The sequence below is a fragment of the Helicobacter apodemus genome (assembly GCF_003097575.1).
GTDB classification, from domain to species: domain Bacteria; phylum Campylobacterota; class Campylobacteria; order Campylobacterales; family Helicobacteraceae; genus Helicobacter_D; species Helicobacter_D apodemus.
The window spans coordinates 448515-466023 of the sequence record NZ_CP021886.1; the positions used below are offsets into that span (position 1 = coordinate 448515).

At 33.8% G+C, this 17509-nt stretch carries 14 protein-coding genes and 3 pseudogenes; 7 read left to right on the forward strand and 10 right to left on the reverse strand.

What is annotated here, in order from left to right:
- Window position 1 precedes the first annotated feature (1 nt).
- From CDV25_RS02160 to ppsA, 7 genes are all read right to left on the reverse strand, one after another.
- On the reverse strand, window positions 2–1075 hold the full coding sequence (locus CDV25_RS02160; protein ID WP_108910583.1) for an LptF/LptG family permease: 1074 nt from the start codon (window positions 1073–1075) through the stop codon (window positions 2–4).
- A complete protein-coding gene (gene pth / locus CDV25_RS02165; RefSeq protein ID WP_108910584.1) occupies window positions 1072–1665 on the reverse strand; it encodes an aminoacyl-tRNA hydrolase in 594 nt (197 codons plus the stop codon). Before pth ends, CDV25_RS02160 begins: the two co-directional genes overlap by 4 nt.
- Window positions 1666–2202 carry a 50S ribosomal protein L25/general stress protein Ctc gene (locus CDV25_RS02170; protein WP_108910585.1) on the reverse strand — a complete coding sequence of 179 codons (537 nt, stop codon included), beginning with the start codon at window positions 2200–2202 and terminating at the stop codon, window positions 1666–1668.
- Window positions 2203–2264: 62 nt separating this feature from the next.
- Window positions 2265–3266 carry a transaldolase gene (locus CDV25_RS02175; RefSeq protein WP_108910586.1) on the reverse strand — a complete coding sequence of 334 codons (1002 nt, stop codon included), beginning with the start codon at window positions 3264–3266 and terminating at the stop codon, window positions 2265–2267.
- A gap of 10 nt (window positions 3267–3276) precedes the next feature.
- Window positions 3277–3897: a phosphoserine phosphatase SerB gene (gene serB, locus CDV25_RS02180; RefSeq protein ID WP_108910587.1), complete on the reverse strand. Its 621-nt coding sequence runs from the start codon at window positions 3895–3897 to the stop codon at window positions 3277–3279.
- Window positions 3898–3906: 9 nt separating this feature from the next.
- Window positions 3907–4410 carry a putative PEP-binding protein gene (locus tag CDV25_RS10870; RefSeq protein WP_432805885.1) on the reverse strand — a complete coding sequence of 168 codons (504 nt, stop codon included), beginning with the start codon at window positions 4408–4410 and terminating at the stop codon, window positions 3907–3909.
- A 17-nt stretch (window positions 4411–4427) separates the two neighbouring features.
- Window positions 4428–6329 (reverse strand): pyruvate, water dikinase, encoded by a 1902-nt coding sequence (gene ppsA / locus CDV25_RS02185; RefSeq protein ID WP_432805886.1) that lies wholly within the window; start codon window positions 6327–6329, stop codon window positions 4428–4430.
- A 167-nt stretch (window positions 6330–6496) separates the two neighbouring features.
- On the opposite strand from ppsA, the pseudogene purL reads away from it, so the two are divergent.
- A pseudogene (purL, locus tag CDV25_RS02190) lies at window positions 6497–8715 on the forward strand (phosphoribosylformylglycinamidine synthase subunit PurL).
- Window positions 8702–9109, forward strand: a complete 408-nt coding sequence (locus CDV25_RS02195) for a hypothetical protein (RefSeq protein WP_239056392.1) — start codon at window positions 8702–8704, stop codon at window positions 9107–9109. The pseudogene purL and the gene CDV25_RS02195 overlap by 14 nt, the downstream one beginning before the upstream one ends.
- Here the strand turns inward: CDV25_RS02195 and CDV25_RS02200 are convergent, their stop codons facing one another.
- Window positions 9110–9607 (reverse strand): flavodoxin, encoded by a 498-nt coding sequence (locus tag CDV25_RS02200; RefSeq protein ID WP_108910588.1) that lies wholly within the window; start codon window positions 9605–9607, stop codon window positions 9110–9112.
- 186 nt (window positions 9608–9793) lie between these two features.
- Between CDV25_RS02200 and CDV25_RS02205 the strand changes: the two genes are divergently transcribed.
- Window positions 9794–10762 (forward strand): catalase family peroxidase, encoded by a 969-nt coding sequence (locus CDV25_RS02205; RefSeq protein ID WP_108910589.1) that lies wholly within the window; start codon window positions 9794–9796, stop codon window positions 10760–10762.
- A gap of 22 nt (window positions 10763–10784) precedes the next feature.
- On the opposite strand, the gene CDV25_RS10875 is transcribed toward CDV25_RS02205, so the two are convergent.
- The gene (locus tag CDV25_RS10875) at window positions 10785–11714 is read right to left on the reverse strand and encodes a methyl-accepting chemotaxis protein (RefSeq protein WP_432805899.1); all 930 of its coding nucleotides are present in this window, start codon (window positions 11712–11714) and stop codon (window positions 10785–10787) included.
- 282 nt (window positions 11715–11996) lie between these two features.
- Window positions 11997–12542: pseudogene (locus CDV25_RS10880) on the reverse strand (cache domain-containing protein); the annotation flags it as partial.
- Between the two features lie 258 nt (window positions 12543–12800).
- Between CDV25_RS10880 and uvrA the strand changes: the two are divergent.
- The 4 genes and pseudogenes from uvrA to CDV25_RS10295 all read left to right on the forward strand — a co-directional run bounded on the left by uvrA (window position 12801) and on the right by CDV25_RS10295 (window position 17491).
- Window positions 12801–15631, forward strand: a pseudogene (gene uvrA, locus CDV25_RS02215) (excinuclease ABC subunit UvrA).
- Window positions 15632–15948: 317 nt separating this feature from the next.
- Window positions 15949–16785: an SMP-30/gluconolactonase/LRE family protein gene (locus CDV25_RS02220; RefSeq protein WP_108910591.1), complete on the forward strand. Its 837-nt coding sequence runs from the start codon at window positions 15949–15951 to the stop codon at window positions 16783–16785.
- Window positions 16786–16921: 136 nt separating this feature from the next.
- Complete coding sequence (locus CDV25_RS10290; RefSeq protein WP_204161856.1) at window positions 16922–17146, forward strand: NADPH-dependent FMN reductase family protein; 225 nt, start codon at window positions 16922–16924, stop codon at window positions 17144–17146.
- Window positions 17147–17182: 36 nt separating this feature from the next.
- Window positions 17183–17491, forward strand: coding sequence for an NAD(P)H-dependent oxidoreductase (locus tag CDV25_RS10295; RefSeq protein WP_204161857.1), 309 nt, complete (start codon window positions 17183–17185; stop codon window positions 17489–17491).
- Window positions 17492–17509 lie beyond the last annotated feature (18 nt).

The window sequence follows — 17509 nt, forward strand, 5'->3', positions numbered from 1 at the left end:
TCTATCCTTTTAACAATCTTAAAAATATCCAACCACCCACCACTATAAACATCACAAAAGGGAATAAGATTCCAATTTCTGGCAATAAAAACCCGCTAATGGCTAATCTTGAGAGGATAAAAAATATCCCCCATAATAACAAAAGACTAAGTATCATTCCAAAAGTCATCATACCCAAATGGATATAACGATTGCAATCAGGAGTAAATCTTGATAAAGCAATCATCATTAAAGGTGCAAAAAGAGGAAACAAAAGCAAGACATAAAAAGAGGCTCTAAGTTTTTGGGTATTAATACCTTGTTGGGCTAAAAGCTGTATTGCTTCATAAGCATCTATTAAAGAAATATTCCCCTGCTTTTCATAAATATTATCCAAAATTTTGGGCTTAAAACCCTCTAAAATCGTATAACTTTCTTGATATTCAACGACTATTGGAGTTTGACCTAGCTTTAAATCTTTTGGCAAAGTCGTAATCTTGACATTTTCTAGTTTCCACTCCTCACCAGTAAAAATAGCTCTTTGTGATTGAATCACTTTATCAATTAATAAAGTTTGCGGATTAAACTCATAAACCCTTACCCCCTCTGCACTTTGCAATAAAGGAAAAATCTTTTCAAAATAAATATAATACTGCTGATATTTCAATAATACATTACTTTTATAGCTCCCTACATAGCCTCTTTCTATAATCAATTCTATTTTTTCTTTAGCATAAGCAAAAGGTGTAGCGTTCAAACCAATAAAGGCAAAGATTATAACAAAACTTATAAAAAAGATAGGTGCAAAAATATTAAATCTTGAATATCCAAGTGCTAAAAATGCAGTCCATTGAGAATTTCTCAACATAGCATTGATTAAAACAATTTGTGCTAATATGAGTGCTAAGGGCAAAATAAAACCGCTTGCATAAATAAAATCATAAGCAATAAGCAAAACTATCAAATTAGCAGAATTAGGAAATTCATCGACAAACTTTATTAAATCAATAAAAACAAAAAAGCACTCTAAGGCAATAAAAAGTATTAAAAAATACCGCATATAAGAAAAACTAATATAACGATAAAATAAACTCATTGAACAAAATCTTTTAGGGTTTGCTTAGGGCAATTAATCGTATAAAAACAAGAGATTTTGGAGGCAAGTAACGCAGGATTATCTAATTTTGTAATTTCTAGTGCAACCTTTGAACAATGCTTAATCAAAGCCTCATTTAACTGCATTTCATATTCATTAAAATCCTCTAACACCCATTTAACAACCTCTTGCTTATTTTGTGGCTTCCCAATACCATAGCGAATCCTATAATATCCATTTCCACACATACTATCAATAGATTTTAGCCCATTATGCCCACCACTTCCACCACCAAATTTGAATCTAATTACACCAAATGCTAAATCCAAATCATCGTGTATTACTAAAATATTTTCTATTTTGTAATAATTTTTTACTCTCAAAAAACATTCTCCAGAGGCATTCATAAAAGTAGTAGGTTTTAATAATAATATTTGGTGAGACTTATAAAGCTCACCATAAAAGTCTTTATTAGATTGTTTGGTTGCTTCTAAAGAAGCAATGAGGTCATCTATCACCATAAACCCTATATTATGGCGATTATTCTTGTATTTATCTCCGGGATTCCCCAAACCAGCAATTAAAAACATTTAACGCGATTTGATAACACCTACAATAGCTACATCATTCCTCTCCACAATTTTTACTCCATTATTTTGTGGCAAATCCCTTATAAGAATAACATCCCCTACATCAAGATTTGTTACATCAATTTCATAGTTTTTAGGGAGATTTTCAGGAGCAGCTTTTACCTTAATACGTTTTTTAGAAAGCATTAAAACTCCTTTATTTTTTAATCCCTTTGCAGTGCCTACAATCTTTACCTTCACAGAATATTTAGCCTCAATTCCTTCTTGGGCTAACATTAAATCCACATGGATAATATCATTAGTAATAGGATCTTTTTGGTATTCTTGAATTACAACAGGATATTCCTTAGAACCAACTTGAATTTTAAAAATTAAATCTGTTTTATTGCGAACTTCGCGTATAAAATCATTGCGTTTAAACGCACAATGAATATTTTCTCTGCCTTTCCCATAAATATTGGCAATTAGATAACCATTTTTTCGTAAAGCTTTTACATCCGCTTTAGAAATACTCTCTCTAATTATTCCACTTAACATTTAAATCCTTCATTCATAAAATTAAAGGCTAAAATTATGGCATTTTTTTTTTAAAAGTTTATTTAATTTAAGCTCTCTAAAATCTTTCCAAATGCTTCTTTAAAGCTCTGCAATCCTTCTTGTAGCAATTCTTTTGCAACTTTTTCTACATCAATCCCTGCTTCTTTAAGCATTTTAAAATAATCCTCTAATTCTTCATCACTAGGCAAATAAGCACCATCAACTACATTTAACTCCATAAAAGATTCTAAAGCAGTTAAAGGAGCAGTATTAATCGCATAAGGGTGATAAAGCTCTTTAATATAATAACTAGGCTCTAACTCTCCACCTTTAACCCCCGTGCTAGCAAAAAGCGGTCTAACAGGCAAAGAATAATCTTTAACAATCTTATAAAGCTGCTGCGCATTTTTAATCCCTAAAGTTCCCGTTGGAATTTCTTTATTTTTAAAAACTTCATCACATTTTCTATCAAATCTGGAGACAAAAATACTAAGCACTGCTCGTGGATATTCTTTTAATTCCATTTTATTGCTTTCTTTTAAAATACCATAAGCCTTTTTAAAAGATTCCATACACTCAATAGCTTGTTCTTTGGAAAAAACTAAGGTTGCATTTACAGGAATACCTTGTAAAATTAATTCCTCCATAGCAACAATTCCTGCTTTAGTTGCTGGAATTTTAATCATTACATTAGGATAACCAATACTCTTAAAAAGCCTAACTCCCTCATCAATGCTTCCTTTAGCGTTATCGCATAAGTTAGGATCAATCTCAAAACTAATATAGCCATCATTAGGATTATCCTCATAAATAGGGAGTAAAATTTCTGCAGCCCTTTTTATATCTTCAATAGCTAAATTTTCATAAATCTCTTTTGGCTCTTTTCCTTTGAAATCTTCCTTTTGTTTTTGATAACTTGCATTAGTGAATGCTTGTTGAAAAATCACGGGATTACTAGTAGCACCTTGAATCACCTTACTTTGCACTAATGTTTGAAACTGATTTTCTAAAAACTCCCTTTCAATAAAATCACACCAAAGCGAAAAGGAAATATTTTCAGACATTATAAACTCCTTAAATATACGCGATAATCTCTCTTAAATCTTTCTTATCTACAATAATATTTGCAAACTTCTTAACAATATCTTTACCACAAAAAGAAATTGTTTTCTTAGCATAAGGGAACATTGAAATATCATTAGCACCATCCCCCATTACAATAGTATCCTCTTCACCGATACTTAAGAGATTCTGCACTTTTTTAAGCATTCTCCCTTTAGAGTAGCTAAACATCATCTCCCCTCCAACTTCTCCGGTTAAAACTCCATTTTTATGGTGCAAAGTATTACTAAAATGCATATCATAACCCAATACTTTCTTACCCGCACTAACCCCTTCATCAAATCCACCACTAAAAACTACCACCTTATAATCTTTGGCTTTTAGGGCAAGTATTAACTCCTTAGCACCAGGAACATAAGGAAGATTGTTGCAAGTCTCCTCTACAAGAGGTAAAGGCATTCCCGCTAAAGTCTCCACCCTCCTTTTTAAACTTTGGTAAAAGTCTAATTCTCCATTCATAGCTTCTTTGGTAATTTTACTTACCTCTTCTTCTTTGGCATAAGCTTTTGCTAAAAGATCAATGGTCTCCCCATCCATCAAAGTAGAATCAAAATCAAATACTGCAAGTTTCACATTCTACCCTTATGAAATCCCTAATTTTTTCTCTAACTTTACAATTCTATCCCAAGTTTCAATCACAGAATCGGGATTCAAAGAAATTGAAGAAATACCATTTTCTACCAAAAATTCTGCAATTTCTGGATAATCACTAGGTGCTTGCCCACAGATGCCACAATATTTATTATATTTCTTACACGCATCTATGGCTAGTTTAAACATTTTTAAAAGGGCAGGATTGCGTTCATCAAAAATATGGCTTACTAACTCACCATCTCTATCTACACCTAAAATAAGCTGTGTTAGGTCATTAGAACCTATAGAAAATCCATCAAAGAGCTGCAAAAACTCATCAGCTAAAATCACATTTACAGGCAATTCACACATTACATAAATCTCTAATCCATTCTCTCCTTGCACAAGGCCATTTTTACGCATAATCTCTAAAACGCGTTTTCCCTCTTCAGGTGTTCTTAAGAAAGGAATCATAATTTTCATATTCGTAAATCCCATTTCATTCCTAGCCATTGCTAAACCTTGACATTCTAATTCAAAGGCGTGGATATATTCCTTGGAATAATACCGACTAGCCCCCTATAACCAATCATAGGATTTTCTTCTTGTGGCTCGTAATTTTTACCACCTACCATTCTGCGGTATTCATTAGATTTAAAATCACTAGTCCTTACAATAACTGGTTTTGGGTAAAAAGCTGCTGCAATCATACCCACACCCTCTGCGATTTTTTTAATAAAAAAATCTTTAGGATTTGCATAACCAGACATAATATCCCTCACACCCTCTATTCCATCAAATTCTCGATTACCACTATGTAAATCAATAAGTGCTAAAGGATGAGCTTTAATATAATTATTAATAATAAATTCCATCCTAGCTAATCCTACACCATTATTAGGTATCATCGAAAACGCAAAAGATTTTTCCGGATTTCCTACATTAATATAGATTTTTGTTTTGGGTTGTTCTAGTGAGCTTAAATCTACCCTTTCAACTTCATACTCAAAGATTCCATCATAGACTAACCCATCCTCTCCCTCTGCACAAGAAACCGTTACTTCCATCCCCGTTTCTAAGGTTTCTGTAGCACCTACTGCACCTACAATAGCAGGAACACCAATTTCTCTTGCTACAATGGCAGCGTGGCAAGTTCTACCCCCACGATTAGTAATGACTGCAGCGGCTTTTTTCATCGCTGGTTCCCAATCAGGATCTGTATTATCCGTTACTAAAATTTCGCCAACTTGTAATTCTCCCATATGCACAATATCATTAATTACCCTAATCTTTCCGCTCCCAATCCTTGCACCAACAGCTTTACCCCTAATTAAAACAGGCTTTTCTTTAGAATCTACAAAATAATATTTTTCTAAAGTATTATTACTTTTTTTCATTTTTTGACTTTGCACTGTTTCTGGACGTGCTTGGACAATAAAAATTTCTCCACTATTTCCATCTTTTGCCCATTCCATATCCATAGGACGATATTCACCCGCTTCTTTAGAATAATGTTTCTCAATTAAAACTGCATAACGCGCTAAAGTTAAGACCTCATCATCATTAATAGAAAAACTTTTTAATTCCTCTTCTGTAGTATCAATATTTTTGGTAGGATGTTTAGCACCAGGGGCTGCATACACCATTTTTATATTTTTATGCCCTAATTGACGCTTCAAAATAGGACGTTTTCCTAATTCTAAAGCAGGTTTAAAAACATAAAATTCATCAGGATTAACACTCCCTCCTACCACATTTTCACCTAACCCCCAAGAAGAGGTAATTAACACAGCATCTTTAAAGCCTGTTTCTGTATCAATACTAAACATTACTCCCGAGCTTGCCTTATCAGAGCGAACCATTTTTTGAACCCCAACAGATAAAGCTACTTTAAAATGGTCAAATCCTCTTGAAGCCCTATAACTTACTGCTCTATCGGTAAAAAGTGAAGCCATACAAGATTTAATATAATGAATAAGCTCACTTTGTCCTTGAACACTCAAATAAGTATCTTGCTGCCCAGCAAAAGAAGCATCAGGTAAATCCTCTGCGGTAGCAGAGCTTCTAACGGCTACATCGGCTTCCTCCATTCCATATTCTTGACTTAAAATCCTATAAGCCTCTAAAATCTCCTCCCGCAAGTCTGTAGGCAAGGGAGTCCCAAAAATCATATCACGTATCTTTTTGGAGCGGACATTTAAAACATCAATTTCTGTTACATCAATCCCATCAAGGAGTTCTTTAATTTTATCTCTAATCCCAGCACTATCTAGCAAATACCAATATGCCTTACTAGTAATGGCAAATCCATTAGGGACTTTAATACCCATAGGAACAAGCTCTTGAAACATCTCACCAATACTTGCATTTTTACCGCCCACAATATGGACATCTTTATTGTTTAACTCCCTAAAAAACTTGATGTATTGCATTATAATTTTCTCCTATAAAGATAATCTTGATTTAGCAAAACAATTCTACTTAAAAAATATTTATCTCATTCTTAGTTTATCTCTACTTTATCACTTCTTTGTTAAACTTTAGTATTTATATTCTTTGAGATTAGTAAAAACTACACAATTAAACTTCAAGGTGATAAATGGAAAATCTAGAATCGGTTTTAAAACAACACAAACTTACTTTAGAGAACTACCAAAAGATTTTGCATATTCTACAAAGGGAGCCAAATCTTATTGAAATTGGGATTTTTTCTGCTATGTGGAGTGAGCATTGTAGCTATAAATCAAGCAAAATTTATCTTAATGGATTCCCAAGTGATGCAAAATGGGTGCTTCAAGGACCAGGAGAGAATGCAGGAATTATTGATATTGGTGGAGGATATGGGGCGGTGTTTAAAATAGAATCCCATAATCACCCAAGTTTCATTGAGCCTTATGCCGGAGCTGCTACAGGAGTTGGAGGGATTATGCGTGATATTTTTACTATGGGAGCTAAACCTGTAGCAAGTCTTAATGCCATTCGCTTTGGCGATATTACCCAAAACAATTCCACAGGCTCTAAACACCGCTACCTTTTACGCGGAGTTGTAAGTGGTATAGGAGGATATGGTAATTGTATGGGAGTCCCAACCATTGGGGGGAGATGAGCTTTGAATCTTGCTATGAGGGTAATATCTTAGTTAATGCCTTTACTTTAGGGATTATCAAAAATGATGAAATTTTTTATGGGAGGGCTGAGGGAATTGGAAATCCTGTTATTTATGTAGGGAGCAAAACCGGACGAGATGGCTTAGGAGGTGCTGTTATGAGTAGTGATTCTTTTAGTGAGGATTCTAAATCTTTGCGTCCTACTGTGCAAATAGGCGACCCATTTACAGAAAAGCTCCTTTTAGAGGCTTGTTTAGAATTATTCAAAAAAGACTTGATTGTGGGGATACAAGATATGGGGGCTGCAGGGCTTACAAGCTCTAGTTTTGAAATGGCAGGACGCAGTGGAAGCGGAATGATACTACACTTAGATAAAGTGCCTACGCGAGAAGAAAAAATGAATCCCTATGAATTAATGCTTAGTGAATCCCAAGAGCGAATGCTTATTTGTGCCAAGAAGGGTTGTGAGGCAAATATTATAGAAATCTTTAACAAATGGGAGCTTGATTGTGCGATTATTGGGGAGGTTACTAATAGTGGCAAAATGGAGCTTTATTGGGAGGGTGCAAAATGTGCGGAGATTCCTATTGCTCCCTTAAGCGAGGAAGCACCTATTCTAAAGCGTCCAGTAAGTCAAAACCCTACTTATTTAGATTCTCTGCCACCGCTTAAAAAAGAAATATTCCAAGCTTTAAACCCTAATGAAATCTTTCAAGAACTTTTAAAAAGCCCTGATATTTGTGATAAAGCGTGGGTATATGAGCAATATGATAGCACCGTGCAAACCAATACTATTACCAAAGCTGGGAGTGGTGGAGCAAGTGTTATTAGAGTAAAAGAAAATAACAAAGCTTTAGCAATGAGTGCCATCTGCCCTATTAGAATCTGCTACCTTAACCCTAAAGAGGGTGCAAAACAAGCTGTAGCAAAGGCAGGAAGGGATATTGCCCTAAGGGGCGGTAGAGCCTTAGCAATCACTGATTGTCTTAACTTTGGAAACCCAGAAAATCCAGAAGTTATGTGGCAATTTAAAGAAACTTGTGAAGGCATTAAAGAATCTTGCAAAATACTCAATACCCACGTTGTAAGTGGAAATGTTAGCCTCTATAACCAAACTAACCAACAAGATATTTATCCTACACCTACAATAGTTGGTGTTGGTGTTATTGATAATCCTTTAAAGACGCTTAGTAGTAAATTCTCTGCTAATCTTAGCATCTATCATCTAAAACCTAAATCTTACAATCCACAATTTGGTGGAAGCCTTGTAGCTAAACACTTTGGCAATAGCATCAAAGCCCCTATTGCACCTATTAATCTACAAGATGAATTACTCCTATGGGATATTCTTTTAAAGGCTAACGATAAAGGATTATTAAAAGCTGCGGTTGATATTTATCAAGGAGGTCTTGCCCTCTCCCTAGCTAAAGCTTGTATAAGAGGACAAGTAGGGTGTGAGAGTATTCAACCTTTAAGCTTTCAAAATCTTTTTGCAGAATCCCCGACACAAGTCTTAATCGCCATAAATACTCAAAAAGAAGAAATTACTTTAAAATCCCTTATGGATTTAACAACAAATTCTAATTTTTGCTTAACAAAAATAGCCCATACTGGAGGAGATAAACTAAAAATAGGCGATATTTCTCTGCCCTTACAACAAGCAAATAAGTATTATTTTGAAAGCTTTAAAACCACTATTGAAACCTTTTAAATTATTTTTATTCTTGTATTTTGGGATTCATAGGGCTTATGCTATGGATTTTGAAACTTTTTACCAACAAGTCCATATTCAAAGCTTAGAAAAAAATTACATCCGCTTTAGAGGTAGAAAATTATTAAGTTATGAATCTTATCATTTAATGAATACAGAGCAAAAAGAACAACTTTATGGTTCTTTAGTGCTTGTATTTACTAAAATTTCTCGCTTTATCACTTTTAATGAGCAAAACGGGATTGGAATTGCCACGCAATTAGGAAGCTATTTACAATTTGACATTAAATACTATGAAACCCTAGAGGATATTGGAATACAAGGAGAGATTAAAGCAATATGTGTGTTGCCCTATTTTGATAAATGTATCCTACTAGGGTATCAAACCTTTTAATTATTCAAATTGCCCTTTAATATTTCCTATCCATTCTTTAATCCTTTGCTCACTTAGCTCTTCTTGATTATCTTCATCAAGCATTAAGCCTATAAATTGTCCATCAACAATTGTCTTTGTTTCTTCATATTCATAACCCTCTGTTTTAGTAAATCCAATAATCTTTCCTTGTTTATTAGCGACTTCATAAATAGGTAATAATCCATCACAAAAACTATCTGCATAAGTATCTTGGTCGCCTAAACCCACTAATGCTATAACCTTTCCATTAAAATCCTCTGGGCTTAAAGTCTCTAAAAACTCTTCCCAATCCCCTTGCATATCTCCACTACCATAAGTTGGAGTTGCTAAAATAAGATTTTTATATTCTAAAAGTTTTGCCTTCTCTGTTTTTGCAACATCAAAAAGATCTACATCTCCTAATGTATCAGCAATTTTCTTAGCGATATTTTCAGTATTTCCACTATCACTGCCATAAAATAAACCAATTTTTTGCATTATCTATATCCTTTTATTTAAATTTTAAGAAACATTATTATTTTAAAACAAAAATCATTAAAATAGAATTATAAGAATACTATGTATTATTAACTTAAACTTAAATTTTCTACGATTACAATCTATTAAATTATTTTAAATTATAATTACATTCCTAAAATATTTATAATAACAAGGATTTTACTTATGAAAAACAAAAAATATTTAAGTTTAGTGTTAGCTTGTTCCTTATTAGGAAATGTGGCAATAGCTCAAGAGAATAAAACTTATGATGCAGAAGATATTGCAGACATATTTTATCAGTTAAATAGTAGCCCACAAGATCCTAAAAGAAAAATTAATCATACAAAAGGTTTCTGTGCTAGCGGAATTTTTGAACCTACTACAGATATTACTGCTACAATTGATGTTCCATTATTTAAACAAAGTTCTATTCCTATGGAAATTCGTTATTCATTAGGTGGTGCTATTATGGATGACAAGAGTAAAGCAAGAGGAATGGCTCTGAGGTTTCAAGGAGAGAACCATCAATGGACAATGGTAATGCTAAATACGGAAGTAAATTTTGCAAAAAATCCCCAAGAGTTTGGACAATTTTTTGAGATGAGAATACCTGTAAATGGTAAAGTAGATACACAAAAAATTAAAAAACTAACTCAAGAAATAGATTCTTATAAAAATTATGCAGCTATGGTTGATAAAATGGGCATCTCTAGTCTTGAAAATACCCCTTTTTATAGCAATCATACTTTTTGGTTTAAAACACCCAACCAAAAAGATCCCATTCCTGCTAGATGGAAATTTATTCCCAAAGATGGGATAAAATATCTTGATGAAAAACAACTTAAAAATATGAGTAAAAATTTCTTGCTTGAAAACTTCCAAACTTACACACAAGCAAAACCCATTGAATATGATATGTATCTTGTGTATCCTAATAAAGGAGACGCGACCAATGATACGACAGCTATTTGGAAAGGAAAGCACAAAGAAACTTTAGTGGGCACTTTAAAAGTTCAACAATACCAAGGAATGCAATGTAATAAAGATGTTTATTTTCCAGCGGATTTACCAACAGGTGTGGAAGCACCAAAAGACCCACTATTTGATCTTAGAAATGCTACTTATGCCATAACCTTTGGTAGGAGACAATAATCTTTAATAGGACTTAGTCCTATTAATACTGCTTCTTTTGAATCTCCATTTTTATTTCACCCACTATTTCATTAACCCTTAAGCTAATTTCTTGGGAATTATTAACCGCTTCAACGCTTTTTTGTGTAACACCCTCTAATTGATTAATAGCTTCATTAATTTGTGAAATACCCTCTGTTTGTTCTTTAATAGATTCACTCATATCATTAATACCTTGCACTAAGACATTAACATTAGCTTCAATCTCATTTAAAGACTTTCCTGTTCTCTCTGCTAATTTTCTAACTTCATCTGCAACAACTGCAAAGCCTCTTCCGTGTTCTCCTGCTCTTGCTGCTTCAATAGCTGCATTTAATGCTAAGAGATTAGTTTGATCGGCAATATCTTTAATCACACTTACGATATTTTTAATATCCTCTGCTTGTCTTGTAACCTCTCCTGTCTTATCACTAACATTTTGCATAGAGCTAGAGATTTCTTCAATAGCAGTAGCGGATTTCTCAAGTGAGGAATGCTGCTGAGAAATAGCATTTGATAAATTCACCATTTCTTCGTTTTGTTTATTAGAGCTACCCTCTAAGTTTAAACTCATCATTTCTTGGGTTTTTAAAATATTTACCATTTCATCACCTAGATAATTAATCCCATCAATTAACACACAAGCTTGTTTTTCATATCCATCTGCTTTAATTCTTTCTCTAAAATCATTATGGGAATATCTTTTCAAAATTTGATTAACTTCTAAGAGTAAAAAAGACCAACTCTTCATAGCTTCATTTAGCAAATTGACTAAAAGATTCAAATTAGGATTAGAGGGCTTATTGGTAATTTGTAAAGACAAATCACCCTTTTTGAATTTACTAACAATATCTTGAAATTGCGAAATTGTTTGTTTATCTGTTTCAATACCAAGTTTAATATCTTTAACATTTTTATTAATCAATAACGCCATTTGACTAAATTCATCCTTAGAATTAATGGGTGTTAAAGAAACATTATCAGTCTTATAACTTAAATATTCAAAAAAAGAAACAATATTTCCTTGCAAGATTCGAACACTTTTTACGATATCCGAGTAAAAACTCCAAACTAGCGGTATGATAAAAACAATAAAGATTCCACATACAATTAAACCAGCCAATAAAAAATTCTTAGCTATAGCACTTACAAATATATTAGAATATATTTTTGCCTCACTTTCTACATTATCAATATAAACACCTGTCCCAATCCAAAGATTATCCGTATTAGCAATTTTTTGTGCATAAGCGACTTTTTTGGCATCTATTATAGTGCCATCGGGTAAAGGTTTGGAAAACACATAATAAACAAATCTCCCTTCTTTACTTTGGTTTAATCCCGTATCTTTTAGCTCCCTAACATAGAAAACTCCATTTACATCTTTAATATCATAAAGGGATTTACCCACTAAATCCGGTCTCACAGGATGCACTATAGGAGTATAATCTTTATAGGCAAAGAAATACCCTGATTTATCATCTTCAAAACGAAATTCAGAAATTGCTTGGTTAAGCAGCATAACCTGATTTTCTTCTGAAAGCCCTTTTACTAACATTCCTAAAGAGCTAGCTAACATATCTGTAGCTAATTTTAGTTTTAGCTCTATTTGAGAACGAATTATGGTATTCATATTCTCTTCTACACTTATTCTTGCCTCCCTCTCACTCCACAATCCTGAAAGAATTAAAGCCACTAAAGCAAGACAATATCCCAAAAATAACACTATAATTTTCATTTTCAAAGAAAGCTTCTTAAACATAAAATCCCTACCAAATTTTAAATTAATACAACACTTTGTATTTTATCCCTAAATTTAATTATTTAAGGATTTTTTATTTTTTCAAAAAACATTTATTAAAACACTTAAAAAGTAAAATTTTATTAATAATACCTATTAACCCGTATAAATTTACCCACTTAAAAAACTCTACGCCTTAAAATCCCTAAAAATAAACATAAGTTAAAAAGCGTTATAATTTGAAACTAAAATATTTATTAATATAGTAAGGAAACTGCTGTGAATCCTAAACAAAATCCAACACCGCTTGAATACATTATTATCACCAATGCTAAAGAAAATAATCTCAAAAACATTCATCTTAATATCCCTAAAAATAAGCTTGTTGTTTTAACAGGACTTAGTGGCAGCGGGAAAAGCACTCTAGCTTTTGATACCCTCTATGCAGAAGGACAGAGACGTTATATAGAAAGCCTCTCAAGCTATGCAAGACAATTTTTAGACAAAATCGGTAAGCCAGATGTCGATAAAATAGAGGGATTAACTCCAGCTATTGCTATTGATCAAAAAACTACGAGTAAAAATCCCCGCTCCACCGTTGGAACTATTACAGAGATTTATGATTATTTACGGCTTTTGTATGCAAGAGTAGGAATCCAACATTGCCACCTATGTAAAAAACCTATTTCACAAATGAGTGCTAGTGATATTATCACTCAAATCTTAAAATTGCCCGAAGATTCTAAAGCCCTTATTCTAGCCCCTATTATTCGTGAAAAAAAGGGAACTTTTACAGATAAACTTGAATCTTTGCGTCAAAAGGGTTATATAAGAGCACAAATTAATGGTGTCTTAGTGCGTCTTGATGAAGAGATTCATTTAGCTAAAACCAAAAAACATACTATAAAAATTGTTATTGATAGAGTTGTTATTAATCCCCAAAATAAAGATAGGATTGCACAAAGTATTGAAAAAGCCCTTAAAGAATCTTATGGGGAAGTAGAAATTGAACTCTTAAAAGAAAATAAAAATGAGCTTATCCATTTTAGTGAGCATTTAGCCTGCTTTGATTGTAAAGTCTCTTTTAATCCTTTAGAGCCCCTTAGCTTTTCTTTCAACTCCCCTAAAGGTGCTTGCCAAAAATGCGATGGCTTAGGGATTAGGTATAGCATTGATACCAAGAAGATTCTTGATATTTCTTTACCCTTAAGTGAGGGGGGAATTAAAATCATTCACGGATTTAACAAAAGCTATTACAATGAGCTTTTTAAAGGATTTTGTAAAGCTAATAAAATCAACCCACAAAGTGCTTTTGAGGACTTAAAAGACTTTGAACAAAAAGCTATTCTTTATGGAAATAACCAAGAAATAGAATTTACTTGGAAAAGCTCCCATTTAAAGCGTCCTTGGAGTGGCATTATAGCCATTGCTTATGATATGTTTAAAGACAATAAAGACTTAAATGATTATATGAGTGAAAAAGTTTGTGAAGAATGCAAAGGGCATAGATTATTACCCCAAAGCCTCTCTGTGCAAGTAGCAAACAAAACTCTAGGAGAACTCTTGGATTTACCCATTGATCAATGTTATGGCTTCTTTGCTAATACACAAAATTTTGAATATTTCAATACCCAACAAGCAATGATCGCTGCCCCTATTTTAAAAGAAATTTGTGAGAGACTCTATTTCCTTTATGATGTAGGCTTAGGTTATTTAAGTTTAGGGAGGGACGCTCGTAGTATTAGCGGCGGGGAATCGCAAAGGATAAGAATAGCTAGTCAAATTGGGAGTGGTTTAACAGGCGTTATGTATGTGCTTGATGAACCAAGTATTGGATTACACGAAAGGGATACTTTAAAGCTTATTAAAACCTTAAGAAACCTGCAACAAAAGGGAAACTCTGTTATTGTCGTAGAGCACGACAAAGAGACGATAGAACACGCAGATTTTATTGTAGATATTGGACCAGGTGCGGGAAAATATGGAGGAGAAGTAGTCTTTAGCGGGAATCTCACACAACTTTTAGGCAGTGATACACAAACCGCACAATACCTAAATGGTAAGAAAAAAATAGAATATTTTGTAAGGAGAAATCAAGAAGAATGGATTGAGATTAAAAATGTCAATATCAATAATATCCATAATCTAAGTGTGCAAATACCACTTAAAAACTTTGTATGCATAAGCGGAGTAAGCGGAAGCGGAAAAAGCTCCCTTATCCTGCAAACACTCCTGCCTGTAGCCCAAGAAATCCTTAATAATAGCAAAAAGGTAAAAAAAGTGGATGGGGTAGAGATTGAAGGACTAGAAAAACTTGATAAAGTTATATACCTAGACCAAAGCCCCATTGGTAGAACCCCCCGATCTAATCCTGTAACCTACACCGGTGCTATGGATGAAATACGGCAAATTTTCTCCCAAACCAAAGAAGCACAAATCCGTAATTACAATATTAGTCGCTTTAGCTTTAATGTCAAGGGTGGAAGATGTGAAAAATGCCAAGGTGAGGGAGAAATAAAGATTGAAATGCACTTTTTACCCGATATTATGGTGAAATGTGATTCGTGTAATGGGACGCGTTATAACGCACAAACACTTGAAGTAGAATATAAAGGCAAAAATATCGCACAAGTCTTAGAAATGAGTGTTGATGAAGCCTATGAGTTTTTTAACAAAATCCCCAAAATTCACCAAAAGCTTAAAACACTCAAAGAAGTAGGATTAGGCTATATCACTTTAGGACAAAACGCTACTACCCTTAGTGGAGGGGAAGCCCAAAGGATCAAACTTGCTAAAGAACTTAGCCGCAAAGATACCGGAAAAACCCTCTATATCCTTGATGAGCCAACCACAGGATTGCATTTTGCCGATGTAGATAGACTTGTAAAAGTTTTGCACCACCTAACAGATTTAGGCAATAGTGTTATCGTCATAGAACATAATTTAGATATGATAAAAAATGCAGATTTTATCATCGATATAGGACCAGAGGGGGAAGCAATGGAGGCAATATCGTAGATAGTGGATCTCCAGAGAAAATCGCAAAAAGGGCTAAAAAAACAGGAAGTCATACAGGGAGATTCTTAGCTAAAGAGCTAAAACACTCATAAAATCCCTTACCCTCCTCTTAAAAATCTTAGCTAACTTGACTTAGTTTAAGTGAAATCAATCTCTACGGCAAAGCATACCAGCTAATTAATTTTAATGGCTCGATTGAAGAGACTAAAAAGTGTAATTTTGGCAAATACTCTACAAAAACATCAATATACTTGTTTTACTTTACTTCCTCATTTGTTTCAAGTCTTAAAGAAACTCCCAAACAATACCAAAAATCAAAAAATTTATATTTTTTACCAAAAAACTCCCACAGCTAAAAGTAATTTTTTCTTATAATGCATTTTTTAAATTTTGCTATAAAGGATTGAATATGAGAGAAAAAATAGCAAAAGCAGTCTGTGCTTTAGGTATTTGTTTGAGTGCATTAAACGCACAAGAAATAAGCGGTTTTGCCTCACCAGAAAGCATTTGGGTAGAGGGAAATAGCGTTTATGTAGCCAATGTCGGCGAGAAATTAGCCCCTCTAATAAAAGATAATGATGGCTTTATCTCTAAGCTTGATACACAGGGGAATATAATAGAATTGCACTTTTTAAGTAATTTAAATGCTCCAAAGGGTATGACCCAACTTGACAATACACTTTTTGTCGTAGATATTGATACTCTAAAAGGCTTTGATATTCTAAGCAAAAAACAGGTTTTTTCGCTACCTATTGTAGGTTCTGTGTTTTTAAATGATATTGCCGCCTATGACAACAACACACTTTTTATGAGTGATACAGACACAGGCATTATCCACAAAGTCAATGTGAAAAATAAAAAATATGAAACTTTTATGAAGCTTGATGCAGACAAATATGGCAGACCAAATGGACTTTTGTTTGATAAAGACAAAACAAAGCTTTATGTTGCTAACACAAGAGGTGGAGAAGTGCTTAGTATTGATATGCAAAGCTTAGGGATTAAAACACTCATTGCACAAAAGGGTGCGTATGATGGTTTAGCCTTTGCCAAAAATGGTGATTTGCTCGTGAGTAATTGGGGTGAGAATGGCAAGGGTGCGATTTATAGGGTTGATAAGAAGGGCAAGAAAAGCACTTTAAATCTCCCCTTTATCAAAGGACCAGCGGATATGTTTAGCGATGGGAAGTTTTTATGGATTCCCAAAATGGGAGAAAATAAGATTCTAAAAATTAACTTGCCTTAAAATATTTATATAAAAACTTAAAAGTTATACTTCATACAATCTTTTAAGCTTTTGGGCTTTTACACCTTTCCCCTTGACAAACACTAGGTGTCAGGATTTATAATTACAGAATCTATTTTATCCTAAAGGAGTAGCAATGACAAAAATGTTGTTTTTTGCACTAATGTTTGGCTTAATGTCTCATCTTTTTGCAACACAAGCACAGGTAAAAACGCTTTTGATTGCTTCACACCCTTATCCAGAAAGATCCACTTTTATTAAAGGCTTAGAGGAGGCTGCAAGAGGTGTGAAAGGCGTGGAGGTGAGGAATCTTGAAAGTCTCTATGGCTATGACACAAGGGCGATTGATGGCGCAAAATAGCGGGAGATTACAAGGCAGTATGACAGAATCGTATTTTTGTTTCCTACGCATTGGTTTAATATCACGCCGATGATGAAAGCCTACCTTAACGAGACTTGGGGAAGCGTAGGACCGGGTTTGTGGAGCGGCAAAGAAATGTTAATAGTTTCTACTGCGGCAGGAGGCTCTAGCACCTATGGCAAAAATGGCAGAATCGGCGTGGAACTTAAAGATGTGTTTTTGCCGATGAAAGCAAGTGCTTTACATTGTGGTATGACATACTTAGAACCTCTTGTTTTTGAAACAGTGAGCCATTCAAAACTAGAATCTTATCAAAAAGCCCTCATTGAGCGACTAAGCAAATAATCATCACAAGGAGAGAAA